At 41.5% G+C, this 16,853-nt stretch carries 15 protein-coding genes; 13 read left to right on the forward strand and 2 right to left on the reverse strand.

Features of this window, described 5'->3' with window-relative positions:
- The first annotated feature begins 319 nt into the window (after positions 1-319).
- From HWQ41_RS02070 to HWQ41_RS02095, 6 genes are all read left to right on the forward strand, one after another.
- The gene (locus tag HWQ41_RS02070) at positions 320-1,060 is read left to right on the forward strand and encodes a hypothetical protein (protein ID WP_292759542.1); all 741 of its coding nucleotides are present in this window, start codon (positions 320-322) and stop codon (positions 1,058-1,060) included.
- A gap of 77 nt (positions 1,061-1,137) precedes the next feature.
- Complete coding sequence (locus HWQ41_RS02075; RefSeq protein ID WP_292759544.1) at positions 1,138-1,578, forward strand: DUF29 domain-containing protein; 441 nt, start codon at positions 1,138-1,140, stop codon at positions 1,576-1,578.
- Between the two features lie 351 nt (positions 1,579-1,929).
- Positions 1,930-2,055, forward strand: coding sequence for a hypothetical protein (locus HWQ41_RS02080; RefSeq protein ID WP_292759546.1), 126 nt, complete (start codon positions 1,930-1,932; stop codon positions 2,053-2,055).
- Positions 2,056-2,149: 94 nt separating this feature from the next.
- Positions 2,150-2,512: a hypothetical protein gene (locus HWQ41_RS02085; protein WP_292759548.1), complete on the forward strand. Its 363-nt coding sequence runs from the start codon at positions 2,150-2,152 to the stop codon at positions 2,510-2,512.
- Positions 2,513-3,417: 905 nt separating this feature from the next.
- Positions 3,418-4,314, forward strand: a complete 897-nt coding sequence (locus tag HWQ41_RS02090) for an SDR family oxidoreductase (RefSeq protein WP_292759550.1) — start codon at positions 3,418-3,420, stop codon at positions 4,312-4,314.
- 358 nt (positions 4,315-4,672) lie between these two features.
- Entirely contained in the window at positions 4,673-4,864 is a 192-nt protein-coding gene (locus tag HWQ41_RS02095) for a hypothetical protein (protein WP_292759552.1), read from the forward strand.
- A gap of 277 nt (positions 4,865-5,141) precedes the next feature.
- On the opposite strand, the gene HWQ41_RS02100 is transcribed toward HWQ41_RS02095, so the two are convergent.
- Both HWQ41_RS02100 and HWQ41_RS02105 read right to left on the reverse strand, forming a co-directional pair.
- Entirely contained in the window at positions 5,142-5,471 is a 330-nt protein-coding gene (locus HWQ41_RS02100; RefSeq protein WP_292759554.1) for a hypothetical protein, read from the reverse strand.
- A 183-nt stretch (positions 5,472-5,654) separates the two neighbouring features.
- Positions 5,655-6,050, reverse strand: a complete 396-nt coding sequence (locus HWQ41_RS02105) for a hypothetical protein (protein ID WP_292759568.1) — start codon at positions 6,048-6,050, stop codon at positions 5,655-5,657.
- Positions 6,051-6,370: 320 nt separating this feature from the next.
- Here HWQ41_RS02105 and ppsA point away from each other — a divergent pair, with 320 nt between their 5' ends.
- The 7 genes from ppsA (at position 6,371) to HWQ41_RS02140 (ending at position 16,590) form a co-directional block, all read left to right on the forward strand.
- Entirely contained in the window at positions 6,371-9,952 is a 3,582-nt protein-coding gene (gene ppsA, locus HWQ41_RS02110) for a phosphoenolpyruvate synthase (protein ID WP_292759556.1), read from the forward strand.
- 49 nt (positions 9,953-10,001) lie between these two features.
- A complete protein-coding gene (locus HWQ41_RS02115) occupies positions 10,002-10,436 on the forward strand; it encodes an element excision factor XisH family protein (RefSeq protein WP_292759558.1) in 435 nt (144 codons plus the stop codon).
- Positions 10,406-10,765: a XisI protein gene (locus tag HWQ41_RS02120; protein ID WP_292759560.1), complete on the forward strand. Its 360-nt coding sequence runs from the start codon at positions 10,406-10,408 to the stop codon at positions 10,763-10,765. Before HWQ41_RS02115 ends, HWQ41_RS02120 begins: the two co-directional genes overlap by 31 nt.
- Positions 10,766-11,072: 307 nt before the next feature.
- Positions 11,073-11,627: a GNAT family N-acetyltransferase gene (locus HWQ41_RS02125; protein ID WP_292759562.1), complete on the forward strand. Its 555-nt coding sequence runs from the start codon at positions 11,073-11,075 to the stop codon at positions 11,625-11,627.
- A gap of 119 nt (positions 11,628-11,746) precedes the next feature.
- Positions 11,747-13,264 (forward strand): phospholipid carrier-dependent glycosyltransferase, encoded by a 1,518-nt coding sequence (locus tag HWQ41_RS02130; protein ID WP_292759564.1) that lies wholly within the window; start codon positions 11,747-11,749, stop codon positions 13,262-13,264.
- 628 nt (positions 13,265-13,892) lie between these two features.
- Positions 13,893-16,172, forward strand: a complete 2,280-nt coding sequence (locus tag HWQ41_RS02135) for an ATP-binding protein (RefSeq protein ID WP_292759569.1) — start codon at positions 13,893-13,895, stop codon at positions 16,170-16,172.
- Positions 16,144-16,590 (forward strand): response regulator, encoded by a 447-nt coding sequence (locus HWQ41_RS02140; RefSeq protein WP_292759566.1) that lies wholly within the window; start codon positions 16,144-16,146, stop codon positions 16,588-16,590. Before HWQ41_RS02135 ends, HWQ41_RS02140 begins: the two co-directional genes overlap by 29 nt.
- Positions 16,591-16,853: the final 263 nt, after the last annotated feature.

Raw genomic sequence — 16,853 nt, forward strand, 5'->3', positions numbered from 1 at the left:
ACTTATCGGGGGTCTAACCTAGTATGGGTTAGACCCCTAATTCGCCAGCAGCATCCTTAGAGAAGTCGGGGATCTTGTTGTTCACGAATGATTAAGTAGGGCTATAGATTTTAGTTTACAGTGATCTGGATCACACCATTTGGAAAGTTAAGATCGATAATATCAAGCAGATAAACACCTAAAAACTGTCAAAAGGAGGAGCTAAAAAGCTCTACCTTTTACAAGATAAAAGGATGCATGATACCTTGATGAGCACTAAACTCACCAGTTTTGAATTCTTACCAAGTCATCTAAAAAAATGAGAAAAAGGTAAATGGTAATGCTCGACCTCTTACTAGAAAATCAATTAAGCGCTCCCAAAAAAGTTAAAGTTAAAAATGAAATTTTGGCACGCCTTCAAGATCGAAACCCAGAACCTTTAAATGCCGAAATAAATTTTTATAAAACTGAATTACTTCCCTATTTTATCAAGTTGAGCCAACACAATCCTGTTTTCAGTGTTACAGAGCAATTACGGCTTTTGGTGGGTGTTTGGACACCAATCTGGTCTACCATATCATTTCATGAAAGTTTACCGAAAAGAATACAAGACCAGTGCTTCCAGATTTTCCAGCAAGATGGTTACTGTGCCAGTATAGCTCGCTATATACTGGCAAAAGAGTCGTCTCTATCCCAGAATTTTCAATCACAATTACCAGCTTATGATTTCATGGTAATCCAAAAGTATGGAGTTCAAAATGGCAAATGGTATCTTCAAAACATTGATAGATTTCAGGCTTTTAAAAATAGAGAAATTCCTCTAACTTTAGAATCAGTCTACAACTGGTTTACTAATGTAGTTAACACTAAAGTCAAGCCGAATGCGTCAAAAGTGGCTTTGCCTAAAGCTCTCAACTTAGAAAATATAGAGATAAATGATGCTAAGGAATTTCAAAAAACATCCTTAGCAACTTCTCAAGTGTTTGAGCATTTATATATAGATAATGACTGGCGACTTGTGAAAACTCAAGCAGATGCCTCACATCTACCTAGTTACACAATTGCTGTGAGGAGACAATAATTGTAAGATGTCTAGTACAGCATTGCATTGGGCGAAAATATGAGAAATGTCGCTGAAAGCAGAGGGGGTAACTGTTGATGAGTAAAGCAACACTCTACAATCAGGACTTTCTGCTGTGGACACAACAACAAGCTGAGTGCCTGAAGAAAGGACGTTGGGCTGAGTTAGACGTAGAACATTTGGTAGAGGAACTAGAGGCTTTGGGTCGGAGTGAACAAAAGGAACTTGGAAGTTATTTGCAGGTGCTTTTAATGCACTTACTCAAATGCCAATATCTACCAGAGCGAAAAACCAAAAGTTGGGTTAACACAATCTCAAACTGCCGAAATAAAATTCAGGATTGTCTGGAAGATACTCCCAGTTTGCAGCGCTTTCTAGAAGACTGGGAGTGGATACAGAAATATTATCGCCGCGCCCGTCGAGACGCAGCAAATGAGACTCAAATACCAATAGAAACTTTTCCCCTTGAGTGCCCTTTTAGTATCGAACAGGTTATTGAACCCAAGTATTTTGTCTAGTTAGAGCGTTTTTTAACTGAATACGCTTAGGTTAAGGCTGAATGGCACTAAGAAAAGCGTAAATCCCTGGTATTCCTGGCTTTTGGGTGTGGGATGTAGTGATGAAGAAATTTATTCATGTTCGTACTTATTTTTACTTTTTTTGATTGTTTACTACACCCAACACCCAACACCCTGCCCTGACGAGGTTTCACATGAGTCTTCGTGCCATTCCCCCCAGAACTGAAATGCAATAAACCTGTTAACGGGTTTAGGAGAGCGATGTCTACGACGGGCTACGCCTACGCATGACAATACGGTTCGTCAAGCCAAACTGATGATGGTTGAGGACGTAATTCAATAGGTGCGTTGGTGCAGCGATCGCCCATAACGTTCAAGGCAGGAAATCTGCCACTAGAACAAGTACCGTCCGGCTACCAGCAACTAGAAGATGGTTCTTGGTTATCACCCGAAGCTTATCGAATGCGCTTTATCTAAACTTTAAGTAGATGTAGAGTTTTCAACGATGACTGCGACCTGACTGCAATGCCAAGCTAGAGCTTAACTATGTTTGATTAAAAGCGTATCTTTGATGAAGAAAATTATCGGTTATTGTCTGTTAGGTCTAATGTTGGCTTCCAGTACAGGTTTAGAGCGAGTCTCTGCTCAAGGAACCGTAGAAAATGAGCGCCAAGTAGATCAAGGTCAGGATGAGCGCCAAGTAGACCAACGTCAGCATGAGCGTCAAGTAGACCAACGTCAGCATGAGCGTCGAGTAGACCAACGTCAGCATGAGCGTCGAGTAGACCAACGTCAGCATGAACGTCGATTTGGGCAGCGTCAGCATGAGCGTAGATTTGGGCAGCGTCAGCATGAACGCCGAGTAGACCAACGTCAGGATGAGCGTCAAGTAGACCAACGTCAGGATGAGCGTCAAGTAGACCAACGTCAATAATTAGGGATTAGAAAAAGCAAGAGTCACAGTAACTGATGGGCTTGAATAAGGAAAATGGTAGAGTATATAATCGCTACTATGGCTGAATCGCGCTTATTTCCTCTAAGAAATTACTCCTGAGTGATAGGTGCAGCGATCGCTCTACACCGTCGCTGTCCCCCATCCTAAGCAGAAAAAGCTGCCAACAGTTCTACTATTTTTGCCTTGAGTGCTAAAATTGCCTCTTGTAAAGTTTCACTTGGTTCCGTATCTACTAAATGGGCATCACCTGTATCAGCACTTGACCATCATATTGCTAGGTTGCCCTATCGTTAAACATCCTTGCCACTTGTCTTCATAAGTATCGAGTGTAATAAAAAAACGCCGTGGCATTATTAATTCTTCGGGGTTAACAATTAATTGTCCCCAAATAGAGAAGCCGACGTAATACTCCTCATTTTTTTCATTATTGTATTCCCAATCAGTCAAGTTGGGAAAAGCATTTTGAACTTGCTCTAAAACTTATTGTATTTCAGATTCTGTTAGCGATCGCTTGAATATGTTCTTGAAGAGCTTGCTTTTGTTCTGGGGTCATCGGTAAGTAAATACACTCATCTTACTTATTCTGACTGATTTTTGCCCTCTTTGCAAAAACTGGGATGCTCCCGATATCTCGCGGACTCGCTAACGCTGTGCGATCTGAATTTTGAATGGGTGAGTTTTGAATTCAAAAAAGGTCAATAATCTCCCAAATGTTTTGCTATGGATGAGTTCGCTGTGTTTGTAGTCTGCCGTCAGGTAGAGTCGAACAGATGCACCAGAGTCTTAAAGCTGTTACTAATTACAACTTGAATCCTGCACCAAGTGGGTAGATGCGATGGAAAAGTGATTTTACAATTGAATTCATCACAATATGGGAGTAAGAGATGACAAACGCTCGATTGAAGATGCAAGATCCACGTCAGCAATATCCAGGGCCGCCCTTCCCCCGTCAGCCGCAGCCAGCACCGGGACTAGCTCAACAGATGAATCCTCAGCCGGATCACGGCGAACAGAGCTATACAGGAAGTGGAAAACTTACAAACCGAAAGGCGTTGATTACCGGAGGAGATTCCGGTATCGGACGTGCCGTAGCGATCGCGTTTGCGCGTGAAGGGGCTGATGTGGCAATCTCCTATCTTCCCAGTGAAGAACCGGATGCACGAGAGGTTATAGAACTGATCGAACAAACAGGACGCAAAGCCGTCGCTCTTGGAGGTGACATCAAGGATGAGAATTTTTGCCGAAAACTCGTGGCGGACGCAGTAGAATCTCTGGGTGGTTTAGATATTCTTGTCAACAATGCTGGCGCACAAGAAACTCAGCCCTCTCTTGGCGATATCAGCTCCGAGCAGTTCGATAAGGTGCTTAAAACCAACCTATACGCGCTCTTTTGGATTACGCAGTCGGCAGTGCCACACCTGAAACCGGGTGCAGCCATCATTAATACAACTTCTATTCAGGCGTATGAACCTTCAGAGAACATCATTGACTATGCGCTCACCAAAGCAGGCATTGTTGCTTTCAGCAAAGCACTTTCCAAACAAATGATTGAGAAGGGTGTGCGCGTCAATGCTGTAGCGCCGGGTCCGTTCTGGACACCGCTACAGCCTAGTGGCGGTCAGACTCAAGAAAAGATTGAGAAATTTGGCTCTACGGTTCCGATCGGACGACCCGGACAGCCGGTAGAGATCGCTCCAATATACGTTCTCCTTGCTTCACAGGAGGCAAGCTATATCACAGGAGAGGTTTATGGCGTAACGGGTGGTGTCGGTATTGCGTAATTTCCGTTTATATTGTGAGTTGCCAATCGGTTGCTCATGTAATGGAGTATGTCGCGGACTGTAGAGAAAAGGTTTGCTGACACTGTGCTGTTTGCGAGGAGAGCAAAGAACTTGGGGATAAACTCTCACCGAAATAGCACAGTTACAGCCTGACTTTTCACGACTGAAATTACAAAGCAGCAGTTTTTAATACAAAAACTTCTCCTTGAGAAAAAATCCTCGTTTCTTGGCATTTCTCACAACTTCCTCAAACTTTTCACTTATCAGCTAATATAATTGTTAGATGTAATAATATAGATTACCGATCTGAATATGTAAAATTAGTAAAAAATGTTAAAAGTTATTGAAGAGGTTAGTTATGACAAAAGAATATATGGATTCTTTAGAGGCAATTGTTGATCAATTAACATTAGCCGCAGTTCTAGAAATGTTAGAACGAATCAGTCATAAAAAAGCAGAAAATCTCAGAACTCATTGGAAAGATGAGATTTCTGCAAAGCTTTGGGATAAAGCTGCTAGACAGATAGAACAGATAAATATTGATATCTAATTAAAATTAAAATTTTGGTTGTGTTGCAAAGCCGTAGCGTTCGCCCTACAGCCCTTCTCAATGCATCGCCAAATAATTTCCCAAAGAGATTTTTTGTCATTTCTGGAATTTGTCATGTTTGGGTTTCACCAAGGGAAGTGCGAATTTGTTTTTATAGATGAACTGGAATTTATTTAAGATTTGCTCGATACTACTTACACCAGACATAGACTTTCTGGAGCGATCGCTTGTTTCCTCTAAGAAACCTTTATAGGGCTTTAATTACACCCCTAAATTGTTAACATTTCTTAGCTTTCGCCCTTCTAATAAAACCAATTATTTCTTCTAAACTGACCCCTTCATTTTGCATAGATTGGATAAGTGCGATGCCTGCGGCGGGCGTAGACGCCATCGCACCCACAGGAATGCTGCCAATACTCCTCCCCTCCCACTCTCCATCTTCATCCTTTATTTCCCAGTTAAAGCCCCACCTCCAATGAGTAGGATTATCAGGCTGTCTGTGTCCAATAACACGGGGGTAAGATGCGATCGCGCCGTCTTTGAGCTTCTTGTTTTCAATGTATTTGTACAGGCATCCTTTGCGCTGTCTGCCTTTTGGCTTTTGCACAAAACAATTTTTCTTAACCCAAGCGTATTGTTTTTTAACTTCATTCTGTATCTTGTTCTTAAAACAGCGCGATGTTCGTTAGGAATGTCGTGATGCTCGTTAGGAATATCGTGATGTTCGTTAGGAATGTCGTGATGTTTGTTAGGAATGTCGTGATGTTTGTTAGGAATGTCGTGATGTTCGTTACGACAGCTTCTGCATTTCCATATTTTCCAACGTTTGTAACAATAAACGAGTTGCCTGCAATTTCCAGCCCCATTTCTGAATTCTGTAAGCTAATACAGTCCCAACTACAGACGCTAACAAGCCTATGGGTTGATTTAAAGAAATTCCCAATAACAAACCCAATCCCGCAATTCCCCAAAATGGTAAGGCTACCGCTTGTCTTTGTTCTTCCACAATTTGAGTAATTATATTAGATTTTATAGTAGCGAGTAATGCCTCTTTGACTTGCTGCTGTTCTGTTGCCGATACTGTTAAACCTATTTTACGGCGCAATTTTTCTATTTTGCGGGCATCAGTGCTGTACTCAGTTAGCTCATCTTCTGCCATTTTCAATAGTCGTTCTAATTGTATCATTGTGTATTGCATTCGATATTTTGATACCTGACTTTTCGCGTCATGTGGAAAAGCCCACAAAAAACCTAACCCCCTAACCCCCTTTCCGACCCTCTAAGGGGGAAAATTCAAAGTCTCTCTCCTCTTAAGAGAGAGATTTAGAGAGAGGTTTTCCAAATACCGTGAAAAATCAGATTTTGATACAGCTATTAACGTGAATAATTGTTAATTTTTATTCACATAGCTTTGCATTTCATCGCCAAATCTAAAATTGAATATGGGCAAAATATACTAGCGGTTATACACTGACAAATTGAGTATAAACTTAAAAGGTAATATTTATGGCTACAGTATCAACAAGCACTTTATCTCAATTTTCCAAAGAGCGATCGCTCATTCTCTGGTTTGATGAAGTTGGTATTGCTGATATCCCTGTAGTTGGTGGGAAGAATGCCTCACTGGGGGAAATGATTCAACAGCTAACGCCCAAAGGTATTAATGTTCCCGGCGGATTTGCCACCACTGCTTACGCTTATCGTTATTTTATTCAATCAGCAGGGTTAGAAGCAAAGCTACGCCAACTTTTTGCTGACTTGGATGTTGAAGATGTCAAAAATTTACGGGAACGAGGGAAAAAAGCGCGATCGCTATTAATCCACACACCATTTTCTGTAGAATTGCGAGAAGCGATCGCCACAGCTTACCATAGTCTTTGTGAACGATACAATGCAGAGACAGATGTGGCAGTCCGTTCTAGCGCCACTGCTGAAGACTTACCCGATGCTAGTTTTGCCGGACAGCAGGAAACTTACCTCAACGTTGTCGGTGCCGAAGGAGTTTTAGCAGCTTGTCATAAATGCTTTGCTTCCCTATTTACCGATCGCGCCATTTCTTATCGCCACACCAAGGGATTTGACCATTTTAGCATTGCTTTAGCTGTGGGCGTGCAAAAAATGGTGCGCTCTGACTTAGCAACTTCTGGGGTGATGTTCTCCATTGATACAGAAACCGGTTTTAAGGATGCGGCACTAATTACAGCCGCCTACGGTTTAGGAGAAAACGTTGTCCAAGGGTCTGTAAATCCCGATGAATATTATGTTTTTAAACCAACTTTAAAAGCTGGTTTCCGCCCAATTATCGATAAAAAATTGGGCAGTAAAGAATTGAAAATGATTTATGATGACGGCTCCAAATTTACAAAAAATATTTCGGTTTCGGCCAGCGAAAGAGGCAAATTCGCCCTGAGTGATCAAGAAATTTTACAATTAGCAACTTGGGCGTGTTTAATTGAAGACCATTATTCCCAAGTCCACGGTATTTACACTCCAATGGATATCGAGTGGGCAAAAGATGGGATTACTAACCAACTTTTTATTGTGCAAGCGCGTCCCGAAACCGTCCAGTCACAGAGGACGGGAAATGTATTGCGGAGTTATCGGTTGTTATTGGAGACTGGGAACTGGGGACTAGGGACTGGAGAAAAATCTTCGCAATCCCTAATCCCTCTAATTACCGGGCGGGCAATTGGTGAAGCAATTAGTCAAGGAAAAGCACGTCTAATTTTAGATGTTCAGAAACTCGGACAGTTCAAAGCCGGGGAAGTTTTGGTGACAGAGAGAACTGACCCCGATTGGGAACCAATTATGAAACGCGCCAGTGCAATTGTCACTAATTCTGGGGGACGAACATGCTTTGATGGAAAAACAAAGGTTTTAACCAATAAAGGTTTTATGACCTTGCGTGAGATTTATGAGCAAGGTTATGAAGGTTTGCTAACTCTATCATTAAATACCCAGACGAACAAAATAGAGTGGCAACCAATTCTTGATTCAATGAAAAGACAATCAAAAATGATTAGTGTCAGCGTCTCTCAAACAGGTAGAATTACTGACAACTACTTGCGCCTGACTCCAGATCACAAAATGGTTAATATTAGAGGTGGTGAATATCTAAAAACTGAAATTCAAGATATGCTTGCAGCCCAAGAAATGGTGGTAGTAGCAGAAAATATTCCCCAGCTGGATGCGCCTCAAAAAGAAAACATCAAGCAATTTATAGAAGCCCTGGCGACTAGAAGTCACGGCTACACAGACAAAACCCACCTGCGTGGGTTAAAAACTCTTGATTCTTCATTAGTCCACGCAGGTGGACTTTGTTTGTCTAGTAGCGAATTCTATTCGCCCAATACTTTTCAAACATCCTCTAAACAAATAGCCTCCAATTTGTACGATAAAGAGCAAAATATTGTTAGTATATTGCTCAACAAATCTGTGGTATTTGCTTATAATTTCCTCGCAGGTGTAATTGATAGAAATGGCTGTTACTTTAATAATCGCATTCATATATATGTGTTAGAAGAACTTCTATTACAAGCTGTAATTGTCGCTTGTTTAAAAATAGGTACTGTTCCTCAAGTGACGAAAAATAGAGGAATACACAATGTACAGTTGGTTGAGAAATTAGCAGAAATATTGCAGTTTACCAATAGAGTTAAAGGTAAAGTTAGCGATAGAGTAATACAAACACGCTTCTTTGCTACCAAACAACTATTTGGTGATAACACCATAGGAGAGATAAAACTCAGAAGAGATAATAATTTCCTAATCTCTGACAAACAACTACAGAAAATTGGCAAATTCCATCAACTAATTGCAGGGGATATTCGGATGCAACGGGTGGTTGCAGTTGATCAAGATACTCTTGATGATGATGTGTTCAATATTACAGTTGGCGAACATCATAACTATGTTGTATTCACCAACAAATATACACCAGTGATTGTCTGTAATTGCCATGCAGCAATTATTGCACGAGAATTAGGTGTACCTGCGATCGTGGGATGCGGCAATGCTACAGAAATATTGAAACCTGGTCAAGAGGTAACAATTTCTTGCGCTGAAGGCGAAGAGGGAAAAGTTTATGCAGGCTTATTACCTTTTGAAGTTCAAGAAGTTCCTTTAGAGAACTTACCCCGCACCCGCACTCAAATTTTAATGAATGTGGGTAATCCTCAAGAAGCATTGAGTTTATCAGCAATTCCCAACGATGGCGTAGGTTTAGCACGGACAGAATTTATCATCGCTAACCAAATTCAAATTCATCCAATGGCCTTGATTCATTATGAATTGTTAAAAGATGAATTTGTGAAAGCTAAAATTGCTGATATTACTGCACTTTACGACGATAAACCCCAATATTTTGTAGATAAATTAGCCCAAGGCATAGGTAGAATTGCGGCGGCATTTTATCCCAAACCAGTGATTGTGCGAACGTCAGATTTTAAAAGTAATGAATATGCCAACTTGTTAGGTGGGCGACAGTTTGAACCCCATGAAGAAAACCCAATGCTGGGTTGGCGAGGGGCGGCGCGTTACTATGATCAAGGTTACAGAGAAGCTTTTGCCCTAGAATGTCATGCCATCAAGCGGGTAAGGGAAGAAATGGGTTTGACGAATGTGATCCCAATGATTCCCTTTTGTCGCACTCCCGATGAAGGGCGTTTGGTTTTGGCAGAGATGGCAAAAAATGGTTTAAAGCAAGGTGTTAACGACTTGCAGGTTTATGTGATGTGCGAGTTGCCGAATAATGTGATTATGGCTGAGGAGTTTGCTGAGGTATTTGATGGTTTCTCCATTGGTTCTAATGATTTAACTCAGTTGACACTGGGGATAGATAGGGATTCGGCATTGGTGGCGCGGTTATTTGATGAACGCAGTCAGGGTGTGAAGCGAATGGTGAAAATGGCCATAGAAGCGGCGAAAAAATGCGATCGCAAAATCGGCATTTGTGGGCAAGCACCCAGCGACTATCCAGAATTTGCTCAGTTTTTGGTGGAACAAGGAATTGACTCGATTAGTCTGAATCCAGATTCGGTTTTAAAGACGATGCTGGAAGTGGCAAAAGTCGAGGGTAGTAATTTGTAATGACGCTCGCGGACTCGCTACCGCTACGCTAACGTAATTCGAGTAATTTATGCCAGTTAGAGACCGCTACCACCAGAACGTCAAAAATGCCCTAATCAAAGATGGCTGGACGATTACCGACGATCCCTTTCATTTGAAGTGGGGAAAAAGGGATATGTATGTTGACTTGGGTGCAGAGAAATTGATTGCTGCTGAAAAGGAAGGACAGCAGATAGCCGTTGAGATTAAAACGTTTCGCAGCGTATCGGACATGACCGCTCTCGAACACGCATTGGGACAGTACCTTGCATACCGCTCTGTGATGACTAGAACCAATCCCGATCGCGTTCTCTATCTCGCCGTTCGGGACGAAGTATACGCCGATATCTTTGATGAGCCAATTGCTAAACTTTTGGTAGAAGATTACAAAGTTTATATTGTTGTATTTCAGCTAGAGCAAGAGGTTATTTTTAGATGGATACCTTGGAGCAATACAAGCAGTTGATTCGGAATATTCTGATTGAACATACAAAAATCCCCTTTAGTGCTGGCAATATTCAATTTGAGACAGTTTTCGACAGCGAACAAGACCGCTACCTCTTGATGATTTTGGGAAGAGAACCAGCCTATGATTTGTCTCCTACTGTGACTCGTCGCGTTCACGGCTGTATGATTCACATTGATATTATTGATGGCAAAATTTGGATTCAACGTGATGGTACTGAAGAGGGGGTAGCAACGGAACTAGTTAGGGCTGGTGTGGCAAAGGATCGGATTGTATTGGGATTTCGGTCTGAGGAACTGAGGAAAGATTCAGAATATGCGATCGCATAACTTATATCTTGCACCTAGCCCTGGCGATTAGAAATCGCGGCTATACAAACTCTCGTCCGCCTACGCCAACTAACGCCAAATTAAGGGTTTGAAACCCGCGTAGGCGGGTTTTGCTCGTGTAGCCGCGACTTCTAGTCGCCCGGTGCAAGATATGAGATAACCAATGCTAGTTGAACTTCTGGATAACTGCCCATATCATAGCGATCGCCATATTTTGTTTGTGTAATTGTCTACATAACTTTTGACCGCTCAACCATAAGTATCTTACTATTTTGCAGAATGGCGATTTAGTTTAGTCAAAGGTAAGATGACAATTCTGTTGGAAACCGAACGCTTGATTATTCGCAGTTGGATACCCGAACGCGATGCCGAGCAAGCCTTTGTAATGTACAGTGACCCTGAAGTTACGCACTTTCTCAGTAAAGCTTCTCGCCCCGCAAGCATTGAGTCACAGCGTCAGCGCTTGATTGAAGGTATCGAGCGCTCCCGCCTACGCAACAATGGTACCGGATCTTGGGCAATTGTCGAAAAGCAAACTACAACAATTGTAGGAACTATCCTTCTCAAAGAATTGCCCGACAAAGATGGTTTACCTACTCAAGATTATGAGGTAGGCTGGCACTTGAGGCGAACTTCTTGGGGTAAAGGGTATGCAACAGAAGCAGGACAAGTTATGCTCAACTACGGATTTAGTCTTTTGAACTTGCCAGTGATTTATGCCGTAGTGAAGTCAGAAAATCATGCTTCAATCCATGTAACCGAACGATTGGGTATGAAACCAGTGGGGCGGACAAACAAATATTACGGTATTGAACTACTCCTGTTCCAACTAGATGCACCTGTAAGAATAGAGGGGGAATAGGGAATAGGGAATAGGGGAAGAAAAACTATTAATTATTAACTAATGCCCAATGCCCAATGCCCAATGCTCAATGCCCAATGCCCAATGCCCAATGCCCAATGACAAATGACTAATGACTAATGAATAAAAAGTGGTTCCGAATTGGGATGGTGAGTGTATTTCTTCTCTCACTTGCCTTACGGTTTTGGGGACTGGAGCGATTCAACACTCTGGTATTTGATGAAGTTTACTTTGCTAAATTCGGTAATAATTATCTCACGCATACGCCATTTTTTAATGCTCATCCGCCGCTAAGTCAATATATTATTGGTATCGGCATTTGGATTGGTAGTCACATTCCTTTTTGGCACGATACGCTAAATGGGTTGACAGGTTCAATGCGATCGCCTTGGACTTATCGTTGGTTAAATGCCCTCACAGGCTCATTTATCCCTTTAGTTGTGGCTGCGATCGCTTATCAATTGAGTTATCGCCGTAGCTTTGCAATCCTTGCAGGTTTGTTCACAGCTTGTGATGGCATTTTTCTAGTTGAGTCTCGCTATGCTTTAAGTAATATTTATATCGTCATCTTTGGTTTGTTAGGTCACTGGTTTTTATTACTAGCATTAGATAATCAAAATCGGCGACGTTCTTTTTGGTTAGTTTTTGCTGGCATTACTTTTGGTGCGTCAGTCGGTACTAAGTGGAATGGTTTATGGTTCCTGTCAGGTGTTTATCTCACTTGGATAGCAGCTTGGCTAATTCATTTGATACATTCTTTTCCTAACCCCAAACTCTTTTTTACATTCCCCTCATTGAAGGAGGGAGAAGGCAGGAGGCAGGAGGCAGAAGTTAGTACTTATTCTCCCTCATCTTCCTCATCTCAGACACCACTACAAAACTTGACTCAGCTAAATATTTTTCAGATGCTGTTTTATCTAGGAATTATCCCAGCTTTTATCTACAGCATCATCTGGATTCCCCAGCTTCAACTAGATAAAAGGTACGGATTTATCGCAGTACATCAAGAAATTTTGAAGTTTCACTTACATTTAGGTGGCAATAGTCCCAATGTGCATCCTTATTGTGCCCCCTGGTATAAATGGCCCTTGATGACTCGGCCAATGGCATATTATTATCAAACGGCTGAAAGTATCACCGAACCCTTACCTGTAATGGGGCCGCCTTTGCCTGCCGGTGCTGGGCAAGTTGTTTATGATGTCCATGCAATGGGCAATCCATTTTTGTGGTGGTTTGGTGTTGCTGCCATGTTATTTTTAATCGGGATGCTGGTGTCACAACTAGTGATTTTTTGGGTGAAGGAAAAGCATTTTTCTGAGAGAGCAACTCTTAGTGTTGATACTTGGATTGCCTTGTATTTAGTTATAAATTATGCTGCTAACTTATTACCTTGGGTGGAAGTGACAAGATGCGTTTTTATATATCACTATATGTGTGCAGTGGTGTTTATATTTTTAGCGATCGCTTGGTTTGTTGATCAGTGTCTTCGCAGTTATTATCAACAACTCCGGGTGCTAGGTGTCACCATTACTTTTATCATTATGGCTGCTTTTATTTTCTGGATGCCCATTTATTTGGGTTTACCCCTCTCCCATGAAGGTTATAATCTGCGAATGTGGTTCAAGTCTTGGATTTGATTAAATAAGGGGCATTGGGCATTGGGCATTGGAAGAATATAGGACTAGCCCTTTCAAGGTGGGTAAAATTTTTGGATAATAATTCCTCTTTTCTCTGTGTTCTCTGCGCCTAATAAGGTTAAATAAATAACTTTTAAACCGCAGAGGCACGGAGAACGCAGAGAGAAAAGCAGAGATTTTATCAGTGACCTTGAAAGGGCTAGTTCTAGAATAATAACTCCTAACTCCTAACTCCTAATACCATTTCTTTTTGAAGATGCGCCTATAGAACTTACCCAAAACCGCGCTGTAGGGGCAATTCATGAATTGCCCCTACGTGAATAAAGCGCAGTCTCACATAGAATTGGTATAACTAATTTCTAAACTTAACATAGCTATACATATACATACAGATTTGTTTAATCACATGGGTTTCACATTTCTTATCACTATGTAGCTTTATTTACTGTTAAACTGTTCAAAGCGCAAGCAGATGAAAGTAAAGCTGCAAAACGCAACACCAGGGCATGGTAAATTAGATACTAAGTAAAAATAATAAATGAGAACTTATAAAATTTTTGACATTTATCATTCTCCGTTATTATAGATACTCTAGTTTTGATGCTCCCGAAGAATAGAGGAGGATATCATCAAAATGAACTTAAAATTGCCAGGTATTAATTTAATTAGCTTGAAAGAGGCATCGATTCATCTTTCTAGTCAAATTCAGCCTCATGGTGTCTTGTTAGTCTTGGAGGAGCCTGAGCTAAAAATATTACAAGTTAGCACTAATACATTAAACATTTTCGGAATCACTCCCGAAAATATGTTGCAAAAAAAACTAGAAGATTTACTCGACCCATTCCAAATAGAGAGAATTAAAACAGGGCTATCCGGGGCAAATCTTGATTTCATCAATTCCACCAGAGTTTGGGTGCGAAAAAAAGATGATGAATACATAGTATTTGATGCAGTATTTCACCGCAATCAAGAAGGATTTTTAATTCTGGAATTAGAACCTGCTACTACTCAGGAAAATATTCCATTTTTAAGCTTTTATCATCTAGCTCAAGCTTCCATAAATCAACTAAAAAACACATCAAACCTCCGGGAGTTTTGTCAAGTTATCGTTCAAGAAGTTCAGAAAATAACGGAATTTGACAGGGTAATGCTATATAAATTCGATGATGATGGACATGGTTCTGTTGTCGCTGAAGAAAAACTAGAAAGCCTAGAACCCTACTTAGGACTGCATTACCCAGAATCAGATATTCCCAAACCAGCGAGAAAATTATTTGCTGTCAATTCGATCAGAATCATCCCGGATTCTTCTTCTGAGCCAGTAAAAGTTTTTCCTGTCAATAATCCAATTAACGATCGCCCGATTGATTTAACCAACTCTATTCTCAGAAGTGCTGCTCCCTGTCATATGGAGTACTTGCATAATATGGGTGTTGGTGCTTCGCTTACTATCTCTTTAATTAAAGACCAAAAACTCTGGGGGCTAATTGCTTGTCATCATCAGTCCTCTAAATATATTTCCTACGAATTGCGTAAAGCTTGCGAATTTTTGGGGCGATTAATATTTACCGAAATTTCAGTTAGAGAAGAGACAGAAGACCACGATCGCCAGATAAATATGACATATATTCAATCAAGACTGATTGAACATATGTCTCAAGACGAAAACTTTATTGATGGTTTAGTTAAAAACCCACAAAATCTTTTAGATTTGGCTAGCGCTCAAGGCGCAGCCGTGTGTTTTGGGGGAAATTGCACGGTAGTTGGTGAAACGCCTAAAGAAGAAGACCTGAATTTTTTAATCCAATGGCTCAAGAATAACGTTGAGGAAGAAGTATTCTATACAGATTCTTTGCCGCAGATTTATCCAGATGCCGAAAGTTTTAAAAACGTCGCTAGCGGTTTATTAGCTATTCCCATCGCCAAACGAAATTATGTTTTATGGTTTCGACCAGAAGTAATTCAAACTGTAAATTGGGGTGGCGATCCTAATCAGGCGTTTGAAGTTAGCCAGTCAGGAGGAAATGTCCGTTTATGTCCACGCAAATCATTTGAACTGTGGAAAGAAACCGTCCGCTTAACATCTTTACCTTGGAAAGATGTAGAAGTTAAAGCAGCCTTGGAACTGCGGAAAGCAATTGTCAATATTGTGCTGCGTCAAGCCGATGAACTTGCCCAGTTAGCCCAGGATTTAGAACGTTCTAACGCAGACCTGAAAAAGTTTGCCTACGTCGCCTCCCATGACTTGCAAGAACCTCTTAATCAAGTTGTGAATTACGTGCAGCTGTTGGAGATGCGCTATGGTGAACAACTCGACGAAGAAGGCCACGAGTTTATCAGCTACGCTGTGCAGGGAGTTACCCTGATGCAGACATTGATTGATGACGTGCTGGCATACTCGAAAGTGGATATGCAGGCGATCGCATTTCAAATAACCGAGGTAAAAACAGCCTTAGATCGGGCGCTAGGCAATTTGCGTCAACGCATTAATGAAAGTGGGGCTACGATCACCCAGGACACCTTACCAACCGTGATGGCGGACAGCACCCAACTGATGCAGCTATTCCAAAACCTCATCGGTAACGCCATTAAGTTCCACAGTGAACAGCCGCCACAAATACATGTGGGAGCAAAAAGGATAGAAGATGCATGGCTGTTCTCAGTTCAGGATAATGGTATTGGCATTGACCCACAATTTAGCGATCGCATTTTCGTGATCTTTCAGCGCCTCCATACACGGGATGAATATATCGGTACAGGTATGGGTTTAGCTATATGTAAGAAGATTGTCGAATGCCACCGGGGGCGGATCTGGGTAGAGTCAAAACTAGGTGAAGGCGCAACCTTCTACTTTACGATTCCAGTTGGAGGACGTGAACTTGAGCGCAGAAAGGGGAGAAAAACATAAAATGATCTTTTTGGTCGAGGACAATAAAGCCGACATTCGCTTAATTCAAGAAGCGTTGAAAAATAGTTCGGTGTCACATGAGGTGGTCACGGTCAAGGATGGCATAGATGCTATGGCTTATTTACGCCAAGAAGGTGAATATGCTAATGCACGGCGTCCTGACCTCATCCTCCTAGATTTGAATTTGCCCAAAAAAGATGGTAGAGAAGTGCTGGCGGAACTTAAAACTGACCCAGTACTAAAACGTATTCCAGTCGTTATCTTAACAACCTCAAAAAATGAGGATGACATTATTGAGAGCTACAATTTGCATGTGAATTGCTATATTACTAAATCCCGCAACCTTAATCAGCTATTCCAAATCGTCAAGAGTATTGAAGATTTTTGGCTCTCTACTGTGACGCTACCATTGGAGTGAGGGACGCGGGGACGGAGGCTTTGAATTCTCCCCATTCCCTAGTTCACTGGGGCACAGCAATGCTGTGCTGCATCCAAACGAGAACTGCTATAGTCAGCTGTTCCACCTTTAATTTGCATAATTAGAGCGGGCAAGATGCCCACTCTACAAGACTTTAATTAAATTTAGATATAGTATAGCAGGGAACAGGGAACAGAGAATAGGGAATAGGGAACAGGCTTGAAAGTCTCTTGGTGTCAGTGTTTTATGATTAGCTTATGTCC

The sequence above is a fragment of the Nostoc sp. NOS(2021) genome (assembly GCF_017115025.1).
Taxonomy (GTDB): domain Bacteria; phylum Cyanobacteriota; class Cyanobacteriia; order Cyanobacteriales; family Nostocaceae; genus Nostoc.

What these genes read in the sequence shown, in the direction of transcription:
- HWQ41_RS02070 (WP_292759542.1), top strand. Translation starts at nt 320, where the DNA reads ATGCTCGACCTCTTACTAGAAAATCAATTAAGCGCTCCCAAAAAAGTT.
- HWQ41_RS02075 (WP_292759544.1), top strand. Translation starts at nt 1,138, where the DNA reads ATGAGTAAAGCAACACTCTACAATCAGGACTTTCTGCTGTGGACACAA.
- HWQ41_RS02085 (WP_292759548.1), top strand. Translation starts at nt 2,150, where the DNA reads ATGAAGAAAATTATCGGTTATTGTCTGTTAGGTCTAATGTTGGCTTCC.
- HWQ41_RS02090 (WP_292759550.1), top strand. Translation starts at nt 3,418, where the DNA reads ATGACAAACGCTCGATTGAAGATGCAAGATCCACGTCAGCAATATCCA.
- HWQ41_RS02095 (WP_292759552.1), top strand. Translation starts at nt 4,673, where the DNA reads ATGACAAAAGAATATATGGATTCTTTAGAGGCAATTGTTGATCAATTA.
- HWQ41_RS02105 (WP_292759568.1), bottom strand. Translation starts at nt 6,050, where the DNA reads ATGATACAATTAGAACGACTATTGAAAATGGCAGAAGATGAGCTAACT.
- ppsA (WP_292759556.1), top strand. Translation starts at nt 6,371, where the DNA reads ATGGCTACAGTATCAACAAGCACTTTATCTCAATTTTCCAAAGAGCGA.
- HWQ41_RS02115 (WP_292759558.1), top strand. Translation starts at nt 10,002, where the DNA reads ATGCCAGTTAGAGACCGCTACCACCAGAACGTCAAAAATGCCCTAATC.
- HWQ41_RS02120 (WP_292759560.1), top strand. Translation starts at nt 10,406, where the DNA reads ATGGATACCTTGGAGCAATACAAGCAGTTGATTCGGAATATTCTGATT.
- HWQ41_RS02125 (WP_292759562.1), top strand. Translation starts at nt 11,073, where the DNA reads ATGACAATTCTGTTGGAAACCGAACGCTTGATTATTCGCAGTTGGATA.
- HWQ41_RS02130 (WP_292759564.1), top strand. Translation starts at nt 11,747, where the DNA reads ATGAATAAAAAGTGGTTCCGAATTGGGATGGTGAGTGTATTTCTTCTC.